Here is a 19,283-nt window from a genome sequence, read left to right as displayed (position 1 = left end):
GATCCGGTGCATGGGAGCAGGTACGACATGACAAATGCGTGGACACTCTACGACGGGCTTCTCGCCCCCATTCCGCCTGGCATCTGCGTGAGGGACGCCTGCCTGGGGACGCACTGGAGCTACGTCGAGGCGGAGTGCGGCATGGGCGTGGCGGCCACCTGTCGGGGTGGCAGGCGCGAGCGCTTGAGCGGGGTACGCGGGCAGTCCCTGGCCGAGGTGGGAGCGCTTGTGCGCTCATGGGACCTCGAGGTGGCCACGCTCGGTGTGGCTGCAATAAATGCCTGGTACAACAGGGAGGACTTGGTCCGTGACGCCTCGGGTCGCGTTGGGGGCCCAACTGGTGGCGACCCTTTTCGCGAGCTGCCGGGAGAGCTCTCTGCCTTCGAGCGGGAGCACGGACGTCGCGCCCAGCTCGTGGTGGTGGGGCGCTTCCCCCATATGGAAGGGCTTGAGGCGGCGGCGGACGTGCTGGTGCTTGAGCGCGAGCGGCGAGACAGGCGCGACCTTCCGGACACCGCCTGCGAGTACGTTCTTCCCGAGACGGACTTTGCCCTCATCACCGGCATGGCCGAGACGAACCGGACCATGCCGAGGCTGCTGGAGCTTGCGAGGGGAGCGAGGGTGACCGTCGTGGGGCCGTCAGCCACGCTCTCCTCGGCGCTTCTCGATGCTGGGGCAAGCGCGGTTGCGGGCAGTGTGGTTGCGGACCCCGAGGCCGTGCGCGCAGCCATTGCCGTTGGTGGCTCCCCGCTTGCTGCTGGGGGCCTTGTGCCGGCCCTTCTCGCACGGCAAGGCCCAAACCCCTAGAACAGCCCGAGGAACCCGTGCACGAAGAGGGCTGCTACCGCCGCGCCCACAAACGGCGCGATGCCGGGGACGGTGAGACCGTACTTCCAGTTGTTGTCGCACTTGCTCTTGATGGGAAGCAGCTGGTAAGCCATGCGAGGGCCAAGGTCGCGGGCCTGGTTCATGGCAAAGCCCGTGATGCCACCCATGCCCATGCCAATGGCCCACACCAGAAGGCCAACGCAGATGGCGCAGAGAAGCAGGTTATCACCCGCGTAGTGCGCAATGGCGAGAATGCCGGTGATGAAGAAGAAGGTGCAGAGCGCCTCGCAGAAGAAGTCGTGCGGGAGGTTGTTCCTGGTGGGGTTGGTCGAGAAGATGTTGCGCTGTGCGATGGGGTCCACAACGCCCTCGGACGCCTCGAACTCGTCCTTGTACATGAACCAAGCGATGGCGGCACCCGCAAAGCCGCCGAGCATCTCGGCAATCACGTACGGGACGAACATCGACCAAGGGACAAGGCCGAGGATGCACTGGGCAAGCGCCATGGCGGGGTTCATGCAGATGGAGCCGCCAAAGATGAAGAGGCACACCGAGATGCCAAACGACCACGTCGTAATGGCAAACATGTGGCCGGAGCCCTGGTATTTGGTCCCCTTGAGTACGGTGTCGCAGTGGACGCCGACGCCAAAGATGATCATGAGGGCCGTACTCCCGAACTCGGCAAGGATGTTGTAGGGCATGGGGGCTCCTTCTCGACGTGTTGCGTGTGGGTGGGTGTGCGGGTGAAATCTGCCGTTCGCTGCAAGAATCATACCGTTAACGGAACAGAATGAGGATATTTTCTCATTTCTGCGAGAGAAACGCATAAATTAGCGGTGATGGGATACAGACGGCGATACCGAGGGATTGCGCCCGTTCGCGTCCCAGGTGCCTTCGGGCTGGTCCGCCGTGGTGGCGCTGTCCTCTCGCTATGCACGCCTCTTGCCCCAGAAGAACGTGGCAACCGTGCCAGGGCCGGTGTGGCAGCCTATGGTCGCGCCTATGTCGAAGTGCCGGACCCTCCCGTCCATACGCCGGAATTGCCCCTCGATTAGCTTGGCGACGTCGCGGGCGTCCTCCAGGCAGGCGGAGTTGCTTATGAACACCTTGCCCCGGTAGTCGCTGCCGCCTTGGGCAAGCTCGGTCATGTGCTCCAGCACGCGGCGCTCGGCCTTGCGCTTGGTGCGGATCTTCTCGCACACGGCCAGCGAGCCGTCCGGCGCCACGTTCATGACGGGGCATATCCTGAGCACGTGGCCAAAGAAGCCCGCGGTCTTGGAGATCCGGCCACCGCGGATGAAGAACGAGAGGTCAGACGAGAAGAACCAGTGCTGGACCTCGCGCTTGTGCCTCTCCGCCCAGGCGGCCAGCTCGCCCAGGCCCATGCCAGACTCCCTCAGCTCGGCAAGCCTGTCCATGAGCAGGCCGTAGCCGGACGAGGCGGCCAGCGAGTCCACCACGACCACGCGTCGGCCCGGGAACTCGCGGGCAATCCTGTCGCGCGCGATGCAGGCCGAGTTGTGGGTGCCCGAGATGCCCGAGGAGAGCGTGACGTGGAGTACGTCCTGGCCGCCTGCGAGGAACGGGCGCCAGAAGGCCATGTAGTCGCCAACGGACACCTGGGAGGTTTGGGTCTTGGCGCCTGCCTCCATGCGCGCGAACAGGTCGGCGGGAGAGTGGGTCTGCCCGAAGTCGTCCTTGCACTGCTCGCCGTCCAGCTCGTAGTTGAAGAAGACGTAGCGGATGTCGCGCTCCCTGAGGAAGCTCTCGGTCACGTCTGCGGTCGAGCAGCAGCTTAGGATGTAGCTAGGCACCTGGGCCTCCGAATCGTCTTGGGCGTGTGAAGAGCATACCATCCCACGGTGCGAGGGAGCCACCGCAGCGCAGCCAGCGCGTCGGCGTGCCCGGCAAGGGCCCAGGGCTCAAAAAAGCCCGCCGCCCAGATGGGGCAGCGGGCCAAATGCCTTGCATGGTGAGAAGCCCTACTTCTTGAGGGACTCCTCGACGGCAACGGCGCACGCAACGGTGCAACCGACCATGGGGTTGTTGCCCATGCCGATAAGACCCATCATGTCAACGTGTGCGGGCACGGAGCTGGAGCCGGCGAACTGGGCGCTGGAGTGCATGCGGCCCATGGTGTCGGTCATGCCGTAGGAGGCGGGGCCGGCAGCCATGTTGTCCGGGTGCAGGGTACGGCCGGTGCCGCCGCCCGACGCCACGGAGAAGTACTTCTTGCCAGCAAGCACGCGCTCCTTGAAGTAGGTGCCCGCAACGGGGTGCTGGAAGCGCGTGGGGTTGGTGGAGTTGCCGGTGATCGAGATGTCGACGTTCTCGTGCCACATGATGGCAACGCCCTCACGGACGTCGTCGGCACCATAGCAGTTGACCTTGGCGCGCGGGCCGTCGGAGTAGGGGATGGTCTCGACGACCTTGAGCTCGCTCGTGTAGTAGTCGAACTGCGTCTTCACGTAGGTGAAGCCGTTGATGCGGGCGATGATCTGGGCGGCGTCCTTGCCAAGGCCGTTCAGGATGACGCGAAGCGGCTTCTTGCGGGCCTTGTTGGCGTTGTTGGCAATGCCGATGGCGCCCTCGGCGGCAGCGAAGGACTCGTGGCCGGCCAGGAACGCGAAGCACTCGGTGTCCTCACCGAGGAGCATGGCGCCCAGGTTGCCGTGGCCAAGACCGACCTTGCGGTCGTCGGCAACGGAGCCGGGGACGCAGAAGGCCTGCAGACCCTCGCCGATGGCGGCGGCAGCCTCGGAGGCCGTGGTGGCCTCGCCCTTCTCGGCCTTCTTCAGCGCAATGGCGCAGCCCAGGGTGTAGGCCCACTTGGCGTTCTCGAACGCGATGGACTGGATGCCGGTGGTGATGTCATAGGGGTTGAAGCCACGGTCGCAGCAGAGCTTGAGGGCCTCCTCGAGGTCCTTGATGCCGTACTGCTCGCACGCCTTGTTGATCTGGTCGATGCGGCGCTCGTAGCCTTCGAACGTGATGGCCATGTGCTGTACCTCCTTCTCTCTACTCGGGGTTACTCATGGACGGGGAACGTGGACTCGGTGCTGTGGGTCTCCTCATCGGTGCGAGGGTCGATGAACTTCACGGCCTGATCCCACTGGCCGTAGTGGCCCATGGCCTCTTGGACAGCCTCTGCGGGGTCGACGCCGGACTTGACTGCGTCGGTGAACTTGCCGAGGTTGAGGAACTCAAAGCCCACGATCTCGTCGTTCTTGTTGATGGCCATGCGGGTGACGTAGCCCTGGGTGAGCTCGAGGTAACGGGCGCCCTTGGCGGCAGTGCCATACATGGTGCCCACCATGGAGCGAAGGCCCTTGCCAAGGTCATCGAGGCCGGTGCCAACGGGCAGGCCATCCTCGGAGAAAGCGGTCTGGCTGCGGCCGTAGACAATCTGCAGGAAGAGCTCGCGCATGGCGACATTGATGGCATCGCAGACAAGGTCGGTGTTCAGGGCCTCAAGGATGGTCTTCTTGGGGAGGATCTCGGCGGCCATGGCGGCGGAGTGGGTCATGCCCGAGCAGCCGATGGTCTCGACGAGGCACTCCTCGATGACACCGTTCTTGATGTTGAGGCTGAGCTTGCAGGCACCCTGCTGCGGGGCGCACCAGCCAACACCGTGGGTGTAGCCGGAGATATCAGTGACCTCCTTGGCCTGGACCCACTTGCCCTCCTCGGGGATGGGCGCCGGTCCGTGGTATGCGCCCTTGGCAATCGGGCACATGCGCTCCACTTCTGCCGAATACTGCATGTGTTCTCCTCTCCGAACTCCCTCGCCGGTGCCCCTTGCACCGACGCGATCGTTACCGGCCATGCCGGTTAGAGCCCTGGTGCCGGAATTCCTCCAGCACCTCCAAGTTTAAGGCATGCACGGGGCTACGGAGACGAGCGTGAGAAAAATCCCTGCGCCTACCGTGTGAGACCGTTCTCGGGTCGTATAATCGCCCGCATGCCAAACGCGCGAGACATACGGGCCGCCCCCCTGTGGGCATGGAAGATAGGGATGCTGTCCTGCGCCGTCATCTGGGGCGCATCGTTCGTCGTCATCAAAGACACACTGGACGTTGCCCCCGCATGCTGGCTCATGGCCATCCGCTTCCTGACCGCCACCGTGCTCATGGCGGTCATCTTCCGGAAGCGGCTGCGCGACAACTTTGACTGGAGCCATGTTCTTGCGGGGGGAATCCTGGGCGTGCTGTATGGCGCGGGGTTTGCCGTCCAGAACCTCGGCCTCGCCTACACCACGCCGGGGAGAAGCGCCTTTCTCACCGCGACCTATTGCGTGCTGGTGCCGTTTATCAACTGGGTGGTCGTCCGCAGGCACCCCGGCGCGTCGAGCCTGGTGGCGGCGCTCCTGAGCATCGTGGGTATCGCGCTCATCTCGCTGGGGGATGACATGCGCCCGTCGCTGGGATCCGGCGAGTGGCTCACGCTTCTCTCGGCGGTGTTCTTTGCCCTCCAGATCGTGTTTGTCGACAGGCTCACTGGCTCGCACGACATGACCACCATCTCTGTTGTGCAGCTGGGCTTCATGTCTCTGACCTGCGCCGTGTTCTCGGTGGTTCTGGGCGAGCAGGCGCCTGCGCTGTCTGGGCTTGGCACCTCGTTCTGGCTTTCCCTTGCCTACCTGGTGGTTCTCTCGTCCTGCGTGACAACGCTTATCCAGAACGTTGGGCAGGCCGTCGTGCCGCCGGCGCAGTCTGCGCTGCTCCTCTCGCTTGAGAGCGTGTTTGCGGTCATCGCGAGCGTGGTCTTCTACCACGAGCTGCTCACGCCCCAGCTGGTCCTGGGGTTCTCGCTGGTGTTTCTCGGCGTGCTTGCAAGCGAGCTCGGGCCGCGTATGGCTGGCCGCAGTCGCGGTTGATTCGGGGCGGGTACAGCGGGCTTGACATCGACCTTGCCGGTGACCTGTCGCCTGGCCTTCTCGGCGGTTGCCTCATCGGCCTCCTTAGTGGTTGCTGCACAGGTTTTTGGCGGTCTGCCCAAAATTATTGCGCGTTTTTTGAATGCTCACAGTATTTTCCCAGTTGGCCACTTGGTAGATGTGGACGAGCGCGCAATAATTGCCGTCCGGGAACCGCTGGAGCCAAGCTTCTCTGGTAAGTTGCTCGATTATTGCGCGCTGGTCCGGGTGCTCACAGAGTTTACCCAGTTGACGGGCCGGCGATTGCAAACGAGCGCGCAATAATTTCATCCCGAGAAAAGCGGACTGCCGAGAAAAGCGGACAGCCGAGAAAACCGGACTGCCGAGAGGGGCAATCTGCCGGGCCCGCAGCCGATGCCAGCCGCACAAAGGCCCCCGGCACCGAGGTGCCGGGGGCTGCAAGCGACCAGCTGCGTCCTACTCCGCGGCCACGGCCGCGATGCCAAAGGCGCCCGGGCCGGAGTGGCTTGCAATCACGCAGCCGGACTTGACCCACTCGATCTCCTGCGCCCCGTGGTCGCGCAGGATCTTCTCGACCAGCGCCCTTATCAGCGGGTCGGGGGCGTTGCCCACCGTGTAGGTGAGGTTCACGCGCGAGAGGTCCATGGGCTCGCGGGTCACGAAGTCCTCGACGAGCTGGCCCACGCACTTGACCATGGCCCCGCGACGCTTCTTTGTGGCAACGAGCTTGCCGTCGAGCACCTCGACCGTGGGCTTGATGCGCAGAAGCGTCGCGCCGAGAAACGCCACGTTGGAGAGGCGGCCACCCGCACGCAGGTACTCCAGGTCGCCGGGGATGAAGGCAAAGCGGATGCGGCGCACCTGGCTCTCGACGAAGGCCTTGACCTCGTCTTCCGTGGCATCGGGGTTGACCTCCATCATGCGGGCCACGTTGGTGACCACCAGGCGCAGCGCGCACGAGACGGACTTGGTGTCCATCATGGTCACGTAGTCGCGGCCCTCCGCGGCGAGGTGCGCGCTGCGGTAGGAGACCGTGGTCGCGGCGGAGTATGCCAGGTAGAGGATCTTGGCCGTGGGGTACGCCTCGTGTATGCGGTCAAAGGCCGCGGAGAAGTCCGCAGGTGTGCATCCCGAGGTCTGGGGCAGTTTGCCCGTGGTCTTGTAGTACTCGTAGAGCTCCTCGGGTGGGAAGGAGTCGTCGTCGCGGGAGAGTTCGCCAAAGTTCACGTGCATGGGAACAACTACAATGCCGTGGCGGCGCGCGGTCTCCTCATGGATGTCGGAGCCGGTTTCGGTGACGAGGATGTAGTCTGCCATGGTTGCCTCCGCAGCCCGTGTGGTGATAGTTCAACGCATCTTGTAGCTATTGTAGATGAGACAAAGGGACAGTCCCTTTGTCTCATCGGGGAGGAGCGAACGTGATCCAGGAGACGAGCAAGGCGTACGATAACCACTTCGAGTCCAAGGAGCCGGAGCCCCAGAGCTACGTGCTGCACTATCGTGACCGGTCGGCCCTCGTGCGCGTGGTGGCCGCCGGGGAGCGCGGCGCGGACGAGTTCTCCTCGGGCGAGACGATCGAGCTGCCGCGGCTGGCGGACTACCCCGCAGCACCTGAGTGCACCGTCTTTGCGTTTCACGTGGGCGAGGAGGACTTCTTCCTTGCGCTGGACGAGGACGTTGCGGCGCCGGCAGGTTTTACCTACGAATGCGTTGGCTGGCTGCGCGGCGTTGGGCCTGCCGACCTCGCGTTTGCGGCGGCCGTGGGATCGCAGCTTGCCTCGTGGTACCGGGACAACAGGTTCTGCTCGCGCTGTGGCCACGAGATGGAGCTTGCCCCTCGCAGCCGCGAGATTGTGTGCCCCAACTGCGCAAGGATCGTGTATCCCAAGATTCAGCCGGGCGTGATTGCCGCCGTGACGGATGGTGAGAGGATCGTGCTCACGCGCTACCAGGGACGCGCGCTCAAGCTGTGGGCGCTTGTGGCCGGGTTCACCGAGATTGGCGAGTCCGTGGAGGACACCGTGCGCCGCGAGGTCATGGAGGAGGTGGGGCTGCGCGTGCGCGACCTGCGCTTCTACAAGAGCCAACCCTGGCCCTTCTCGGACACGCTGCTCATGGGCTTTTGGTGTCGCGTTGACGGAAGCCGCCGCATACAGACCGACCACCAGGAGCTTGCCGAGGCGCGTTGGTTTGCCCCGGACGAGATTCCGCTGGAGCGGACGAACGACCACGCCAGCCTCACGGGCGAGATGATCGAGCTGTTCCGCACGAAGGGCGCGGTGGGGTTGGGGCTGTAGCGCAGCATCCGTCGCCTGTGACACGCGTGTTTGGAAATCTGAATGTATCCTAAAAAACATACATCATGCCTAGAAAATGAAAACATAATTCTTTCTGTAAACAATCAATTTATTCGATATAATTATAGAATCGATATCTGCGGCACATTGTCTTGATTCAAAAGCTGCTCTCAAAATACGGTATTTGGTATAGAGCATCCGCTTACGGGAGAGAATCGAGCGTTCGCCTATATGAGGGCGCGTGCCTTGGGGCTGGTGATAGGTTGTTCCTAGGCTAGCCATTAGCCATTTCAGCCAATCGGACAGAGTTAGGAGAGACCATGAGTAACGCCACCCACTTCCACCGAGCAGCAAGCGTCCTGCTGGGCCTCCAGATAGCGCTCGCGTCCGTCCTGCTCACCGCGACCCCCGCCCTTGCGGCGGGCAACACCGATAACTCTCCCTATGACTTCTACTTCTCCGGCACATATGCCACTCAGGGAGAGAAATGGCGGCGCAAGTATACCGATTCGGTCTGCTTCCTCAGGATTGACGACCTCGACATGAACCGGGTCAACTTCTACATCGACGGCAGCACCTCGTACGACGGGCACGCCACCAACCGTACGCGTGGCGGGGTTGCCACCGCGTACTATAAGGGCTACTTCGTGATCCACAACTACGTCCACGAGAACGGCGAGAGCTGGGCGCGCCTCACCGCCATGTCCCCGGACGGCTCCGGATACGTCTACGGCGCATGGAGCCCGGACTCCAACGAGCCGTGGCACACGTCCCTCAACTAACGAAGCTGCCGCGGCGGCGCACGCGCGCCGCCGCGCCGGAGGAGGAGCCATGGCCCGGAGGGCAAAGCGAGTCAATCGAGGGACGGTGGCCGCCATCGCCGTGGCCGCCGTGCTCGTCGCGGCGCTGGCCGTCGCGTACGCCCCGGGGGCGTACCGGGCCCTCACGCAGGCCCCGGGGGGCCAGGGTGGCGAGGCGGGGGAGTCCGACGGCTGGTCGTACGAGGTCGACCCCGGCTGGTCGTACCAGGCCGGCGAGGCCTTCGACCTGACGGGAAGGTATTACGAGGAGCGCGAGACCGCACGGGGCTGGGATAGCGGGGACACGGGGAGCTTTGAGGACTCCCTCCCGTGGTACGGCACCATGAGGGTCACCGCCTCCAAGCCCGTGTGGTACCCGTCGGCGGAGGCCGCGCAGTTCCCGTACATCGCCGATCCGTCCAGCGGGCGGGGCGTCATCGTGGTGACGCTCCACATCGAGAACGTGGACGCCCAGTGCAGGGAGTCGGTGAGAAGCATCGATGGTGCGGACTCCCTCCTCCTCACCATGTTCGAGCTGGCCCCGACGACCGGCGGGTCCCTGGCGGTGGAATCGCTTGCCGATCTGCTGGAGCACGACGCCCCGGGGGTCGAGGGCCTCGTCTACCAGAGCGACAAGGCGAGCGGCTACACGTGGGTCCCCCAGGGGGCGTCGGCTGACGTCCGCCTGGGCTACGAGGTGTTTGGCAGAGACGACAAGGATGAGTCGCACAACAGGGACGCGTCCTACTACCTGGTTGTTGATCCAATGGGCAAGACCTATGACACGTCGGGGCTCCCCGTCGTCGAGCTGGGCCCCGCCCAGGACGCCACGGAGGCGAATGCCTCGTAGGCACCGCACCGGGCCAGTCTCCGGCCCTATTGGTCACGTTTGAACAGTTTGGAGATTGCCGCGAGTAACGCCATCCACTTCCACCGAGCAGCATGCGTTTGTGGTACCTGGAGTCCTGATTCCAACGAGCCGTGGCACACGTCACTCAACTAGCGCTCAACGCGAAAGGAGCGCAGTGAAAGGATGAGTTTGCAGCGTGCCCCCTCGATTAGGGGAGGGGCGGTCATCCTGAGCAATACAACAATCGACCATCAGTTGGCTACGGATCTACACGAATCTGGATGTAAGAAACCTGCCTCTCGCCCCTCTGGGGTCATAGAGTCCAAAGATTTATCGGGAGGTGACGCGTCATGAACAGTCTCAAATTGTCCACGCACATGGAGCTACGCAAGGCTTTCGGAAGAAACCCTTGGTTTTGGATAGCCTTGGCGTTTGGCGTGCTCCTTGCGGTCTGGACTGCCATCGTGAGGTCAGAGCTCTTCTTCTCGACCCTTGAGATGGCCAACGTTGATTGGCAACGAAAGGAGGTAGGGTATTCGACGGTTGGTGCCTATTCGCTCTGGATGCCTCTCTACAACATTGATCTGCCTTCCGGCATCTTTTCCATGGTGTGGCCGATTCTTGCCGCCGTTCCCTACGCTTGGACGTGGACTGCGGAGATGAGGTCGGGACTCATCGAGCAGGAGTGTGTGAGGGCGGGTCGCCGTGCGACCGTCGTCTCGAAGTGGATTGCGGTGTTTTTGACCGGGTTTGCAATCATTGCGGTGCCGTATGCAGTGAATCTTCTCTGCAACCTCTGCATCGAGCCAGCGATGCCCGCTTGGATAAGCGATGGGTTGTATGCGAGGGTGTGGGAGCAGACGCCGTTCTCGATCCTCTTCTACAACAATCCCCTTGCGTTCTGCATCCTCTGGACGTTCGTTGCGGGGGCGCTGGGTGGCTTCTGGGCAACAGTGGTGGCGGCGCTATCGATGTTGGTGGGGAGCTACCTGCCGTCTCTGGTTGTCTCTTATCTGTCCCTGCACGTTCTTGCGTTCATCGGTGACCAAATCACCATGTATACCCAAGCATACGCTCAGTACTCGTACGCCGCGATGCTGTCCCTAGAAGTGCTCCCTACGGTGTCCGTGCGCGCCAGCACCGGAAGCAGACCGGCTCTGGTTGCAACCGTACTGGCTTTGGCCGTGCTTTCTATTGTCCCCCCGGTCGCGCTCCGCAAGAGGGATCTGCTATGAGGGCCCGGAGGCCCATCCGCCTTATGCATGCGCTCATGGGGCGCCGCCGCGCCAGGCCGCTCCTGGCACTCGCGGTATCCGTCCTGGTTGCGGGACTCTTCATGCTTGCCATGCTTGGCCGGATGCAGTTTATCCGGCAGGCATACGATTGGGCCGGTACGACAAGCGTTGGTGACGCCGTTTTGTGGCTTCTCATGGGGCACCAGTCGTTGCCCGCTGCGGGATGGGCGTCCGTATGGTGCACTGTGAGCGTGATGGCCCTTATAGATATCCAGGGTACAGGGGAATTTGATCAGGGTATCGTCGCCGCCGGCAGCCGATGCGGGGCTTGGGTGGCCTACGCTTGTAGCGCTGCGCTGCTCGCCGTCCTGACCTACACCTTCATGATTGTCGCTTGCCTTATGTGGTCTGTACTGGCGGGGCTTGCCCCCACGCTTTCCCCAGAGTCGATACAGGACATATCGCTTGGCCTTGTCGCGCCGGGGTGCACGATGGGGAACGTGCTGTCCTATCTCGGGCTGGGACTTTTGGGTGCGGCGTTCCTTGGCCTGCTCGAGCTGGCGGTTGGGCTCTGGGCGGGTGGTGCCGCTTCATTTGGGCTTGCCGTTGCGATGCTCGCGGTTTCTGCGCTTGCACCGACCGTGCCGCTTCCGGGCTCGTTCCTCATGGCATGCAGGGTTGCCCCGTTGGGCACGGGGCTCTCGCCTGACGGCGGCCCGGCGTTTCCGTCCGAGCTTGGGCTGGCCGTGCTTATCGTGCCCTCCGTGGTGATGGTGCTCGTTGGCGCACTGCGCTTCTCGAGGATGGACCTTGGCATCAAGGGCAAGGAGGCAAGGCGATGAGTGGGCGTCTTGCCTGGCCGGTCCTGCGAACCGCGAGGGCGGTGCTGCGGTCGTCTCGCAGGGAGCTGGCCGCGGTCTGTGTGGGCGGCCTGGTGATCTCTGGCGTCCTGTGTCTCTCGCTCGCCCTTCGCGTGCAGATGGCGGGTGTTGCCACGCCCCCCAGCATGGGTGACTTCTGGGTGAGCGTGATGGCCGGCATCTCTCAGCCCTATCCCCATGGATCGCAGCCCACGGAGATGCGCCCGTTGAACATTCCCTTTGGGTGGCTCACGGTCGTGCTCCTGCCGTGCGTGCTCTCCGTGACCGTTGCGAGGGAGGATGGCTACCTCGATGCCTGCCTTGTGGCGGTTGGCAGCAGGTGGTCCTTCTGGCTTGGGCATGTCGTGGCAATGGTGGTCGAGTGCCTGCTCTATTGGGGTGCCGTCATGGCGTGCTGCGCCGTGGCAACGGTAGTGGCCAACGGGGGCCTGACCCTTCTGGCCTCCCCTTGGCTCCCCGACCTGTTGCCGATGGAACGGGCCACGCTTGCCGAGGCCCCCTACGACATGGGGGCGGGCGTTGCCCTCGCCGTGGTCACCTCGCTCGCTATTTGCCTGGGGCAGCTTGCGCTCTCGCAGGTCACGGGCGTGCGCGTCGCATTTCTCGTTGCAGTCGCACTGGTAACGGGGTCGCTGTTCGTGATGTCGCCCGTGCTTCCCGGCAACCTCATGATGGCGGCGAGAAGCACGGTGTTCACCGTTGCCTACCCCGTGGAGATGAGGGATGGGATGCTCTTGCCGGGCATTGAGGCGGCGCGGGTGCTCCTGCCGGCAGCCGCAAGCTGCCTGTTGTTCTCGTTGTTGCCGCTCGTCGTGGTCTTGCGCCGCGATTACCTGGGAGGGAGCCGTTCATGAGCTACGTAGAGGTGCGTGACGTCTGCAAGAGGATAGGGCCGGAGCAGGTGCTGGATTCCGTGAGCTTCTCCGTTGACTCCGGGGAGGTCGCATGCCTTGAGGGGGAGAACGGGTCGGGCAAGACCATGGCCATGCGCGTCGTGTGCGGCCTCGTGCGGCCGGACTCCGGGACCGTGGAAGTGTCGGGCAAGAGGCTCTGGGGCGAGGTCTCGTTCCCACCGAGCGTGGGCCTGCTCATCGAGACGCCGGCCCTGCTCGACGGGTACAACGCGCTGGACAACCTGAGCCTTCTGGCCTCCATACGCGGCGTTGCCTCCAGGGACGACCTGCGCCGCACGATCGAGCGCGTGGGGCTGGACCCCGCAAGCAGGAAGCCGGTGCGCAAGTTCTCGCTGGGCATGCGGCAGAGGCTGGGCATCGCCATGGCAATCATGGAGGCGCCGGAGCTTCTCGTCCTGGATGAGCCCACGAACGCGCTGGACGAGGATGGCGTTGCACTTTTGGAGCGCATCATTGGCGAGGAACGGGAGAGGGGTGCGGCGCTCCTCGTGTCGAGCCATGACGCGAACTTCATCGATGCCGTTGCCACCCGCGTGTACCACATGGCGTTCGGCAAGGTGCGCGGTGCCGAGGAGAGGGGGCAGGCGTGAGTGGAGAACGCGGCGCGGGCCGCATGCGCAGGGTGGCCGTAGCCGTTGTGGCGGCGGTTGCGGTGGCGGCCCTCGCCGCCCGCATATACTGGGTGAACACCAACCTCCCGCAGATCCCAAACGAGTACTACGACCAGGGAGAATGGGCGAGCCTCGATGGGGCGTTCCAGATCGACTCGCAGGAGAACACCAACGGCTACTCCCTCATGGTCCAGGGCGCCAAGCTGATGACATATGACGAGTTCGTCGAGACGTATCGCACGGAGGACGCCGATGCGCCGGCCCAGCCTGCGGGAACCCACGGTGACGCCCACTGCGTGGTGGACGTCGAGCTTCACATACGCAACGAGGGGAACAGCGATGGCGTGCTGGACGCGTTCCAGATGGTCCTGGTGCCGGCGCGGGGCAACGAGTACCTGATCGCCGACATCATGAACGACTCTGCCCTGTGGCCGCAGACCCAGCGTGGCGTTGGCATGCAGGTGCACATTCGTCCGGGAACCGAGTACGTCGCCCACATTCCGTACGTCTTCAACAGCGTCGAGAAGGCCTACTTCACCGAGGTGACCGACACGGACTTCACGCTGCTCATCTCGCGTGCGCCCGTGAGGAAGATGATCCGGGTCCATGCGGAGTAGGGCGGCGCGGATTGCGGCTCTCGCTCGTCCTGCGCTCCCGCACCGAGAGCGCTACCAGCGGCCACCCTCCGGGGGCCGTCTCTTCTCGCTGGTTGCCACGGTGAGCTTGTATCCAGCTGCGATGCTGCCTCCGTCGCACAGGACGTCGGTGCCCATGAGGTAGCCGCAGCGCTCGTCGGCAAGGCTCACGATGAGGTGGGCTAGCTCCTCGGGCCTGGCACCTCGCTTGGGGCCGGTGTAGGAGAGCAGGATGTCGGTCGCCTTGCCCTTCTCCTTCTCGGTCATGGGGGTCTCCACATAGCCCGGGCTCACGGAGAAGACGCGGATGCCGCGCTGGCGCATGTACTTGAGCGCGCAGCCGGCGGAGTACCAGCGTGCGAAGTTCTTCGAGATCATGTATGCCATCTGCGGGTCGACGGCCTTGTTGTGCATGACGCTTGCGCGACGCACCAGGCGCCTGACAAAGGCGTCCTCGTCGGAGAGCGCAAGGGGGTAGGAGCGGCGGGGAATCATCGCACGGGGTAGCATGTAGCCCGAGTTCGAGGCCACATCCACAATCACGCCGCCGTTCATCGCCTTGAAGAACTCCTGGTTCACGTAGACCGTGCCCAGTGCGTTTATGCGTACGATTCTCTCGGGCGTCCCCATCGAGCCCGAGATGCCCGCCGCATGAACGACCGTCGCAACGCTGCCGAGACCAGCGGCCTTCTCGGCAAGGGCACGCACCTCTTCCCTGCTTGAGACGTCGCAGGTGGCGGCAACGATGTGGTGGCCCCTCTCGTTGAGGGTCCCTGCCGTCCTTTCCAGCTTGGCCAGGGTTCGGCCCGTGATGACCACGGTATCCTCGCGAGGCAGCGCCTCTGCAACCGCGCGTCCAATGCCCGAACCACCGCCTGTGACTACGTGAACTCTGCCCACGCACTGCCTCCCGTCTCCGCGCTTCGTTATCCGCGCGGGATGATACGAGAACGCGGCCTGGGCGTTTGTCATATCTGTTGTCAGTTGGGGAAGGACTGTCCGGTTGCTGGGCGATTGGGAACCCCTGACGATTTCGGCCTTCCGGAGAACCCATCTGGCAAAAGATGGGGGTTATGCGTACGCACGACCCGGGTTTCTCGCCAGTGGGCGGCCCCGGGGCACCCGATCTGTCAAAAGTTAGGGGTGGTGCGTACGCATGACCCTGCATTTTTGACGAGGCCCCACGTTTGCCCAGTTGGGCGAGAGGAGCTTGGCAGCGGGTGGGGGTTATGCGTACGCACGACCCGGGTTTCTCGCCAGTGGGTGCTCCCAGAAGGTCGTTTGTGGCAGATTTCTCCGTTCATGCGTACTCACGTCGGGCATTTCTCGCCATCGAGAACGTCCCTCGACCTTGTGCTGGCGGTTTGGAGAGAGGCCTCTCGCTGCCAGGGCCGCCGCCACCCCCGCGCCCCCAATGTTTCCGTTGCGCTACCGGATTGCAGACGACGTCGCCACCGCGGCTCCGTGTGTGCCATAGTAGTCCCATCGGCCACGTCCGGTGGTCCCAACGACGAGGGGAGAGCACATGCGCATGCACGGCACCACACGGTATGTGCATCTTCTCGCCCTCGATCTACTCGGCCTAGAGCTTACGTGCGCGAGCGCACGCTAGGTCCGAGGTCAAGCAGGTATCATTAGACCCAGCTTGCGTTCGCGTCCCGCCTTGGGACAGCGGCAGCTGGGTCTTGTCGTGTGTCATGCCACCATCCCAAGGCAAACCGGTACCAGTGCCAGGTCCCATGTCCAATGGAGGTAGCAATGACCCGCAAGATCGCAATCTTCGACACAACCCTGCGCGATGGCGAGCAGTCGCCCGGCGCTTCCATGAACACCGAGGAGAAGCTCGTCATTGCCCAGCAGCTGCTTCGCCTGCACGTAGACGTTATCGAGGCGGGCTTTCCCATCTCGTCCCCGGGCGACTTCCGCTCGGTGCAGGAGGTTGGCCGCCTCGCAGGTGACGACGCTGTGGTGGTTGGCCTCACGCGCGCCGTTGACAAGGACATCGACCGCGCGGCCGAGGCGCTGAAGTGTGCCAAGCGCCCGCGCATCCACACGGGCCTGGGCGTCTCACCGCAGCACCTGCGCGACAAGCTGCGCATCTCCGAGGACGAGTGCGTTGAGCGCGCCATTCACTGCGTGAAGTATGCCAAGCAGTACGTTGAGGACGTCGAGTTCTACGCCGAGGACGCAGGCCGCGCAGACCAGAAGTTCCTGGAGCGCGTGATCCAGGCCGCCGTCGACGCCGGCGCGACCGTCGTGAACATTCCGGACACCACGGGCTACCAGATGCCGGACGATTTTGGCGCGCGCATCAGGGGCCTTGCCGACAACGTGCGCGGTATCGAGAACGTCACCATTAGCGTCCACACCCACAACGACCTTGGCATGGCCACCGCGCTGGCGCTGGCTGGCGTCAAGAACGGCGCCACGCAGATCGAATGCACCATCAACGGCCTGGGCGAGCGCGCCGGCAACACCGCGCTCGAGGAAGTCGTCATGGCCATCAAGATGCACGGCGACGAGCTGGACGCCCACACCGACGTCAACACCCGCGAGCTCACGCGCGCAAGCCATCTGGTGAGCCGCATCACGGGCATGAGCGTGCAGGCCAACAAGGCCATTGTGGGTGCCAACGCCTTTGCGCACTCCTCTGGCATCCACCAGGACGGCGTGCTCAAGGCCCGCGACACCTACGAGATCATCGACCCGGCAGACGTGGGTGCCGCCGGTTCGGAGATCATCCTCTCCGCGCGCTCTGGCCACGCCGCGCTGCGTCACCGCCTGGCCGAGCTGGGCTACTCCTTCAAGGACGACGAGTTCGACGAGATTTACAACCGCTTCCTCGAGATCGCAGACCAGAAGAAGGAAGTCTACGACGAGGACCTCGAGTCCATGGTGCAGGAGCGCCAGCGCGAGGTAGCGGCCGTCTACGTGCTGGACGCCCTGCAGGTCTCCTGCGGAGACCCGCTGGTGCCCACTGCCACGGCGACCATCACGGACGAGCTGGGCGTGAAGCACGTGGTGTGCGCCACCGGCACCGGCCCCGTCGACGCTGCGTACAAGGCTGTTGACCAGGTCGTTGCCGTCCAGGGCGACCTTGTGGAGTTCTCGGTCAAGGCCATTACCCGCGGCATCGATGCCATCGGCGAGGTCACGGTGCGCATCACGGCCGAGGATGGCAAGGTCTGCACTGGTCGCGGCGCCGACAACGACATCGTGGTCTCCAGCGCCAAGGCCTATGTCAACGCCATAAACCGCATGATTCAGACTGCGCGTTCCAAGGAGGGCAAGTAAATGGCACGTCCCATGACCATGGCCGAGAAGATCCTCGCCGCCCACGCGGGTCTCGACGAGGTGGTGCCCGGCCAGCTTATCGAGTGCGACCTGGACGGCGTGCTTGCCAATGACATCACAGCACCCATCGCCATCAAGACGGTGCGCGAGATTGGCGCTGGGGTGTGGGACCCCACGAGGATCTTCCTCGTCCCGGACCACTACAGTCCCAACAAGGACATCAAGAGCGCCGAGCAGACCAAGGTCACGCGTGACTTTGCCCACGAGATGGGCATCACCCACTACTACGAGCAGGGGTGCATGGGCATCGAGCACGCTCTTCTCCCCGAGCTGGGCATCGTGGGCCCGGGCGACCTCGTGATTGGCGCGGACTCGCACACCTGCACGTATGGCGGCATCGGCGCGTTCTCCACGGGCGTTGGCTCCACTGACGCCGGCGTGGGCATGGCCACCGGTCGCGCCTGGTTCAAGGTGCCCGAGACCATCCGCTTCGAGATTGACGGGAAGCTCCCGGCGGGTGCCAGCGCCAAGGACATCATCCTCTACGTTATTGGCAAGATTGGCGTGGACGGCGCGCTCTATTGCGCCATGGAGTTTGCCGGCTCGACCATCCGCGATCTTTCCGTGGAGGGTCGCCTCACCATTGCCAACATGGCCATCGAGGCCGGCGGCAAGGCGGGCCTCTTCGAGGTGGATGACACCGCGCGCGCCTGGCTGGCCGGTCGCACCGAGCGTCCGTACACCGAGTACCACCCCGACCCGGACGCCACCTACAAACAGGTTATCAAGATCGACGCGGCAGACATTGTGCCGCAGGTCTCCTGGCCGCACCTGCCCTCCAACACACACCCCGTTGCCGAGAGCCGCGACATTGCCATCGACCAGGCCGTCATTGGCTCCTGCACCAACGGCCGCATCGAGGACATGCGCGCCGCGGCAGAGGTGCTGTGCGGGCGGACTGTCGCCGACGGCGTGCGCTGCATCGTGATTCCCGCGACGCAGGGCGTGTGGCTCAAGTGCGTGCACGAGGGCCTCATGGACGTCTTCATCGACGCGCACTGCGTGGTCTCGACGCCCACCTGCGGCCCGTGCCTGGGCGGCTACATGGGCATCCTGGCGGCAGGCGAGAGGTGCGTGAGCTCCACGAACCGCAACTTCGTCGGTCGTATGGGAGACCCCACGTCCGAGGTGTACCTGGCGAGCCCGGCCGTGTGTGCCGCATCGGCCGTGGCCGGTCACATTGCGCTTCCGTCTGACCTCTAGCGGGGAGGGGTCGGGGCGTGACGGAAGGGAGCGCCGTCGGCCACAGGCACCCCACCGGCCGCGCTCTTTTCCTCTTTTTGCTCTTCCGGGGTGGAGGTTCCGTCAGGGCTCTGACGCGAAAGACGGTTCCTCCACCTGTTGGTTCTTGTTTGCCCGGGCGGGTCGGTCGCCTTTGCCGGCCCGCGAGTTCCGCAGCCGCGCTTTGTGCGGCGAGGACTGTCTGAGCGGGATGGCAAAGGCGGCCGGCCCTCTTGTAGGAGAAAGGAAACCCATGCAGTTCCGAGGAACCGTCTTTCGCTACGGCAGAGACATAGACACCGACGTCATCATCCCTGCTCGCTACCTCAACACGTCCGACCCGGCAGAGCTTGCCAAGCACTGCCTCGAGGACCTCGACAAGACCTTCGTCTCGCGCGTGAAGCCGGGTGACATCATCGTGGCCGACGAGAACTTTGGCTGCGGCTCGTCGCGTGAGCACGCGCCCGTGGCAATCAAGGCTGCGGGCGTCTCGTGCGTCATCGCCAAGAGCTTCGCGCGCATCTTCTACCGCAACTCGATCAACATGGGCCTCCCCATCCTTGAGTGCCCCGAAGCCGTAGACGCAATCTCCGACGGCGACGTGGTGAGCGTTGACGCCGATACCGGCACCATCACTGACGAGACCACGGGCGCCGTCTTCCACGCCCAGCCGTTCCCGCCGTTCATCCAGGAGATCATCAACGAGGGCGGGCTTGTCGCGCGCACCAAGCGCGTGCTGGCCGAGAAGAGGGGCGAGTAG

At 64.1% G+C, this 19,283-nt stretch carries 20 protein-coding genes; 14 read left to right on the top strand and 6 right to left on the bottom strand.

Features of this window, described 5'->3' with window-relative positions; all coding sequences use genetic code 11:
* Window positions 1-27 precede the first annotated feature (27 nt).
* A complete protein-coding gene (locus E0E00_RS01885; protein ID WP_130810897.1) occupies window positions 28-807 on the top strand; it encodes a Rossmann-like domain-containing protein in 780 nt (259 codons plus the stop codon).
* Here the strand turns inward: E0E00_RS01885 and larD are convergent.
* The 4 genes from larD to E0E00_RS01865 all read right to left on the bottom strand — a co-directional run bounded on the left by larD (window position 804) and on the right by E0E00_RS01865 (window position 4,591).
* Window positions 804-1,529 (bottom strand): D/L-lactic acid transporter LarD, encoded by a 726-nt coding sequence (larD, locus tag E0E00_RS01880; protein WP_130810895.1) that lies wholly within the window; start codon window positions 1,527-1,529, stop codon window positions 804-806. The genes E0E00_RS01885 and larD overlap by 4 nt on opposite strands.
* 228 nt (window positions 1,530-1,757) lie before the next feature.
* Window positions 1,758-2,642 carry a DegV family protein gene (locus tag E0E00_RS01875; protein WP_207302614.1) on the bottom strand — a complete coding sequence of 295 codons (885 nt, stop codon included), beginning with the start codon at window positions 2,640-2,642 and terminating at the stop codon, window positions 1,758-1,760.
* Between the two features lie 168 nt (window positions 2,643-2,810).
* Window positions 2,811-3,827, bottom strand: coding sequence for a GGGtGRT protein (locus E0E00_RS01870; RefSeq protein ID WP_130810893.1), 1,017 nt, complete (start codon window positions 3,825-3,827; stop codon window positions 2,811-2,813).
* 29 nt (window positions 3,828-3,856) lie between these two features.
* On the bottom strand, window positions 3,857-4,591 hold the full coding sequence (locus E0E00_RS01865) for an iron-sulfur cluster assembly scaffold protein (RefSeq protein ID WP_130810891.1): 735 nt from the start codon (window positions 4,589-4,591) through the stop codon (window positions 3,857-3,859).
* Between the two features lie 252 nt (window positions 4,592-4,843).
* Between E0E00_RS01865 and E0E00_RS01860 the strand changes: the two genes are divergently transcribed.
* Together E0E00_RS01860 and E0E00_RS01855 are read left to right on the top strand one after the other, a co-directional pair.
* The gene (locus E0E00_RS01860) at window positions 4,844-5,704 is read left to right on the top strand and encodes a DMT family transporter (RefSeq protein ID WP_165443504.1); all 861 of its coding nucleotides are present in this window, start codon (window positions 4,844-4,846) and stop codon (window positions 5,702-5,704) included.
* Window positions 5,705-5,725: 21 nt separating this feature from the next.
* Window positions 5,726-6,028 (top strand): hypothetical protein, encoded by a 303-nt coding sequence (locus E0E00_RS01855; protein WP_130810887.1) that lies wholly within the window; start codon window positions 5,726-5,728, stop codon window positions 6,026-6,028.
* Window positions 6,029-6,181: 153 nt separating this feature from the next.
* Here E0E00_RS01855 and E0E00_RS01850 read toward each other — a convergent pair whose 3' ends face one another.
* Window positions 6,182-7,042: a DegV family protein gene (locus E0E00_RS01850; RefSeq protein ID WP_130810885.1), complete on the bottom strand. Its 861-nt coding sequence runs from the start codon at window positions 7,040-7,042 to the stop codon at window positions 6,182-6,184.
* Window positions 7,043-7,143: 101 nt separating this feature from the next.
* On the opposite strand from E0E00_RS01850, the gene nudC reads away from it, so the two are divergent.
* The 8 genes from nudC to E0E00_RS01810 all read left to right on the top strand — a co-directional run bounded on the left by nudC (window position 7,144) and on the right by E0E00_RS01810 (window position 13,930).
* Window positions 7,144-8,022 carry an NAD(+) diphosphatase gene (nudC, locus tag E0E00_RS01845; protein WP_165443503.1) on the top strand — a complete coding sequence of 293 codons (879 nt, stop codon included), beginning with the start codon at window positions 7,144-7,146 and terminating at the stop codon, window positions 8,020-8,022.
* 320 nt (window positions 8,023-8,342) lie between these two features.
* The gene (locus E0E00_RS01840; protein ID WP_130810881.1) at window positions 8,343-8,804 is read left to right on the top strand and encodes a hypothetical protein; all 462 of its coding nucleotides are present in this window, start codon (window positions 8,343-8,345) and stop codon (window positions 8,802-8,804) included.
* 49 nt (window positions 8,805-8,853) lie between these two features.
* A complete protein-coding gene (locus tag E0E00_RS01835) occupies window positions 8,854-9,672 on the top strand; it encodes a hypothetical protein (RefSeq protein ID WP_130810879.1) in 819 nt (272 codons plus the stop codon).
* A gap of 350 nt (window positions 9,673-10,022) precedes the next feature.
* Complete coding sequence (locus E0E00_RS01830) at window positions 10,023-10,907, top strand: hypothetical protein (RefSeq protein WP_165443502.1); 885 nt, start codon at window positions 10,023-10,025, stop codon at window positions 10,905-10,907.
* A complete protein-coding gene (locus E0E00_RS01825) occupies window positions 10,904-11,749 on the top strand; it encodes a hypothetical protein (protein ID WP_130810875.1) in 846 nt (281 codons plus the stop codon). The genes E0E00_RS01830 and E0E00_RS01825 overlap by 4 nt, the downstream gene beginning before the upstream one ends.
* Window positions 11,746-12,642, top strand: coding sequence for a hypothetical protein (locus tag E0E00_RS01820; RefSeq protein ID WP_130810873.1), 897 nt, complete (start codon window positions 11,746-11,748; stop codon window positions 12,640-12,642). The genes E0E00_RS01825 and E0E00_RS01820 overlap by 4 nt, the downstream gene beginning before the upstream one ends.
* Window positions 12,639-13,292 (top strand): ATP-binding cassette domain-containing protein, encoded by a 654-nt coding sequence (locus E0E00_RS01815; protein ID WP_130810871.1) that lies wholly within the window; start codon window positions 12,639-12,641, stop codon window positions 13,290-13,292. The genes E0E00_RS01820 and E0E00_RS01815 overlap by 4 nt, the downstream gene beginning before the upstream one ends.
* Window positions 13,289-13,930 (top strand): DUF5028 domain-containing protein, encoded by a 642-nt coding sequence (locus E0E00_RS01810; RefSeq protein WP_130810868.1) that lies wholly within the window; start codon window positions 13,289-13,291, stop codon window positions 13,928-13,930. Before E0E00_RS01815 ends, E0E00_RS01810 begins: the two co-directional genes overlap by 4 nt.
* Before the next feature lie 51 nt (window positions 13,931-13,981).
* Here the strand turns inward: E0E00_RS01810 and E0E00_RS01805 are convergent, their stop codons facing one another.
* Window positions 13,982-14,848, bottom strand: a complete 867-nt coding sequence (locus E0E00_RS01805; protein WP_165443501.1) for an SDR family NAD(P)-dependent oxidoreductase — start codon at window positions 14,846-14,848, stop codon at window positions 13,982-13,984.
* Between the two features lie 858 nt (window positions 14,849-15,706).
* On the opposite strand from E0E00_RS01805, the gene E0E00_RS01800 reads away from it, so the two are divergent.
* The 3 genes from E0E00_RS01800 to leuD all read left to right on the top strand — a co-directional run bounded on the left by E0E00_RS01800 (window position 15,707) and on the right by leuD (window position 19,283).
* On the top strand, window positions 15,707-17,242 hold the full coding sequence (locus tag E0E00_RS01800; protein ID WP_130810864.1) for a 2-isopropylmalate synthase: 1,536 nt from the start codon (window positions 15,707-15,709) through the stop codon (window positions 17,240-17,242).
* Complete coding sequence (gene leuC / locus E0E00_RS01795; protein ID WP_130810862.1) at window positions 17,243-18,505, top strand: 3-isopropylmalate dehydratase large subunit; 1,263 nt, start codon at window positions 17,243-17,245, stop codon at window positions 18,503-18,505. It abuts the gene before it with no gap.
* Window positions 18,506-18,776: 271 nt separating this feature from the next.
* Complete coding sequence (leuD, locus tag E0E00_RS01790) at window positions 18,777-19,283, top strand: 3-isopropylmalate dehydratase small subunit (RefSeq protein ID WP_130810860.1); 507 nt, start codon at window positions 18,777-18,779, stop codon at window positions 19,281-19,283.

Source organism: Olsenella sp. Marseille-P4559 (genome assembly GCF_900605015.1).
Taxonomy (GTDB): domain Bacteria; phylum Actinomycetota; class Coriobacteriia; order Coriobacteriales; family Atopobiaceae; genus Tractidigestivibacter.
The sequence above is the reverse complement of the archived record's forward strand: the minus strand, read 5'-3'. Positions and strand labels throughout refer to the sequence as shown.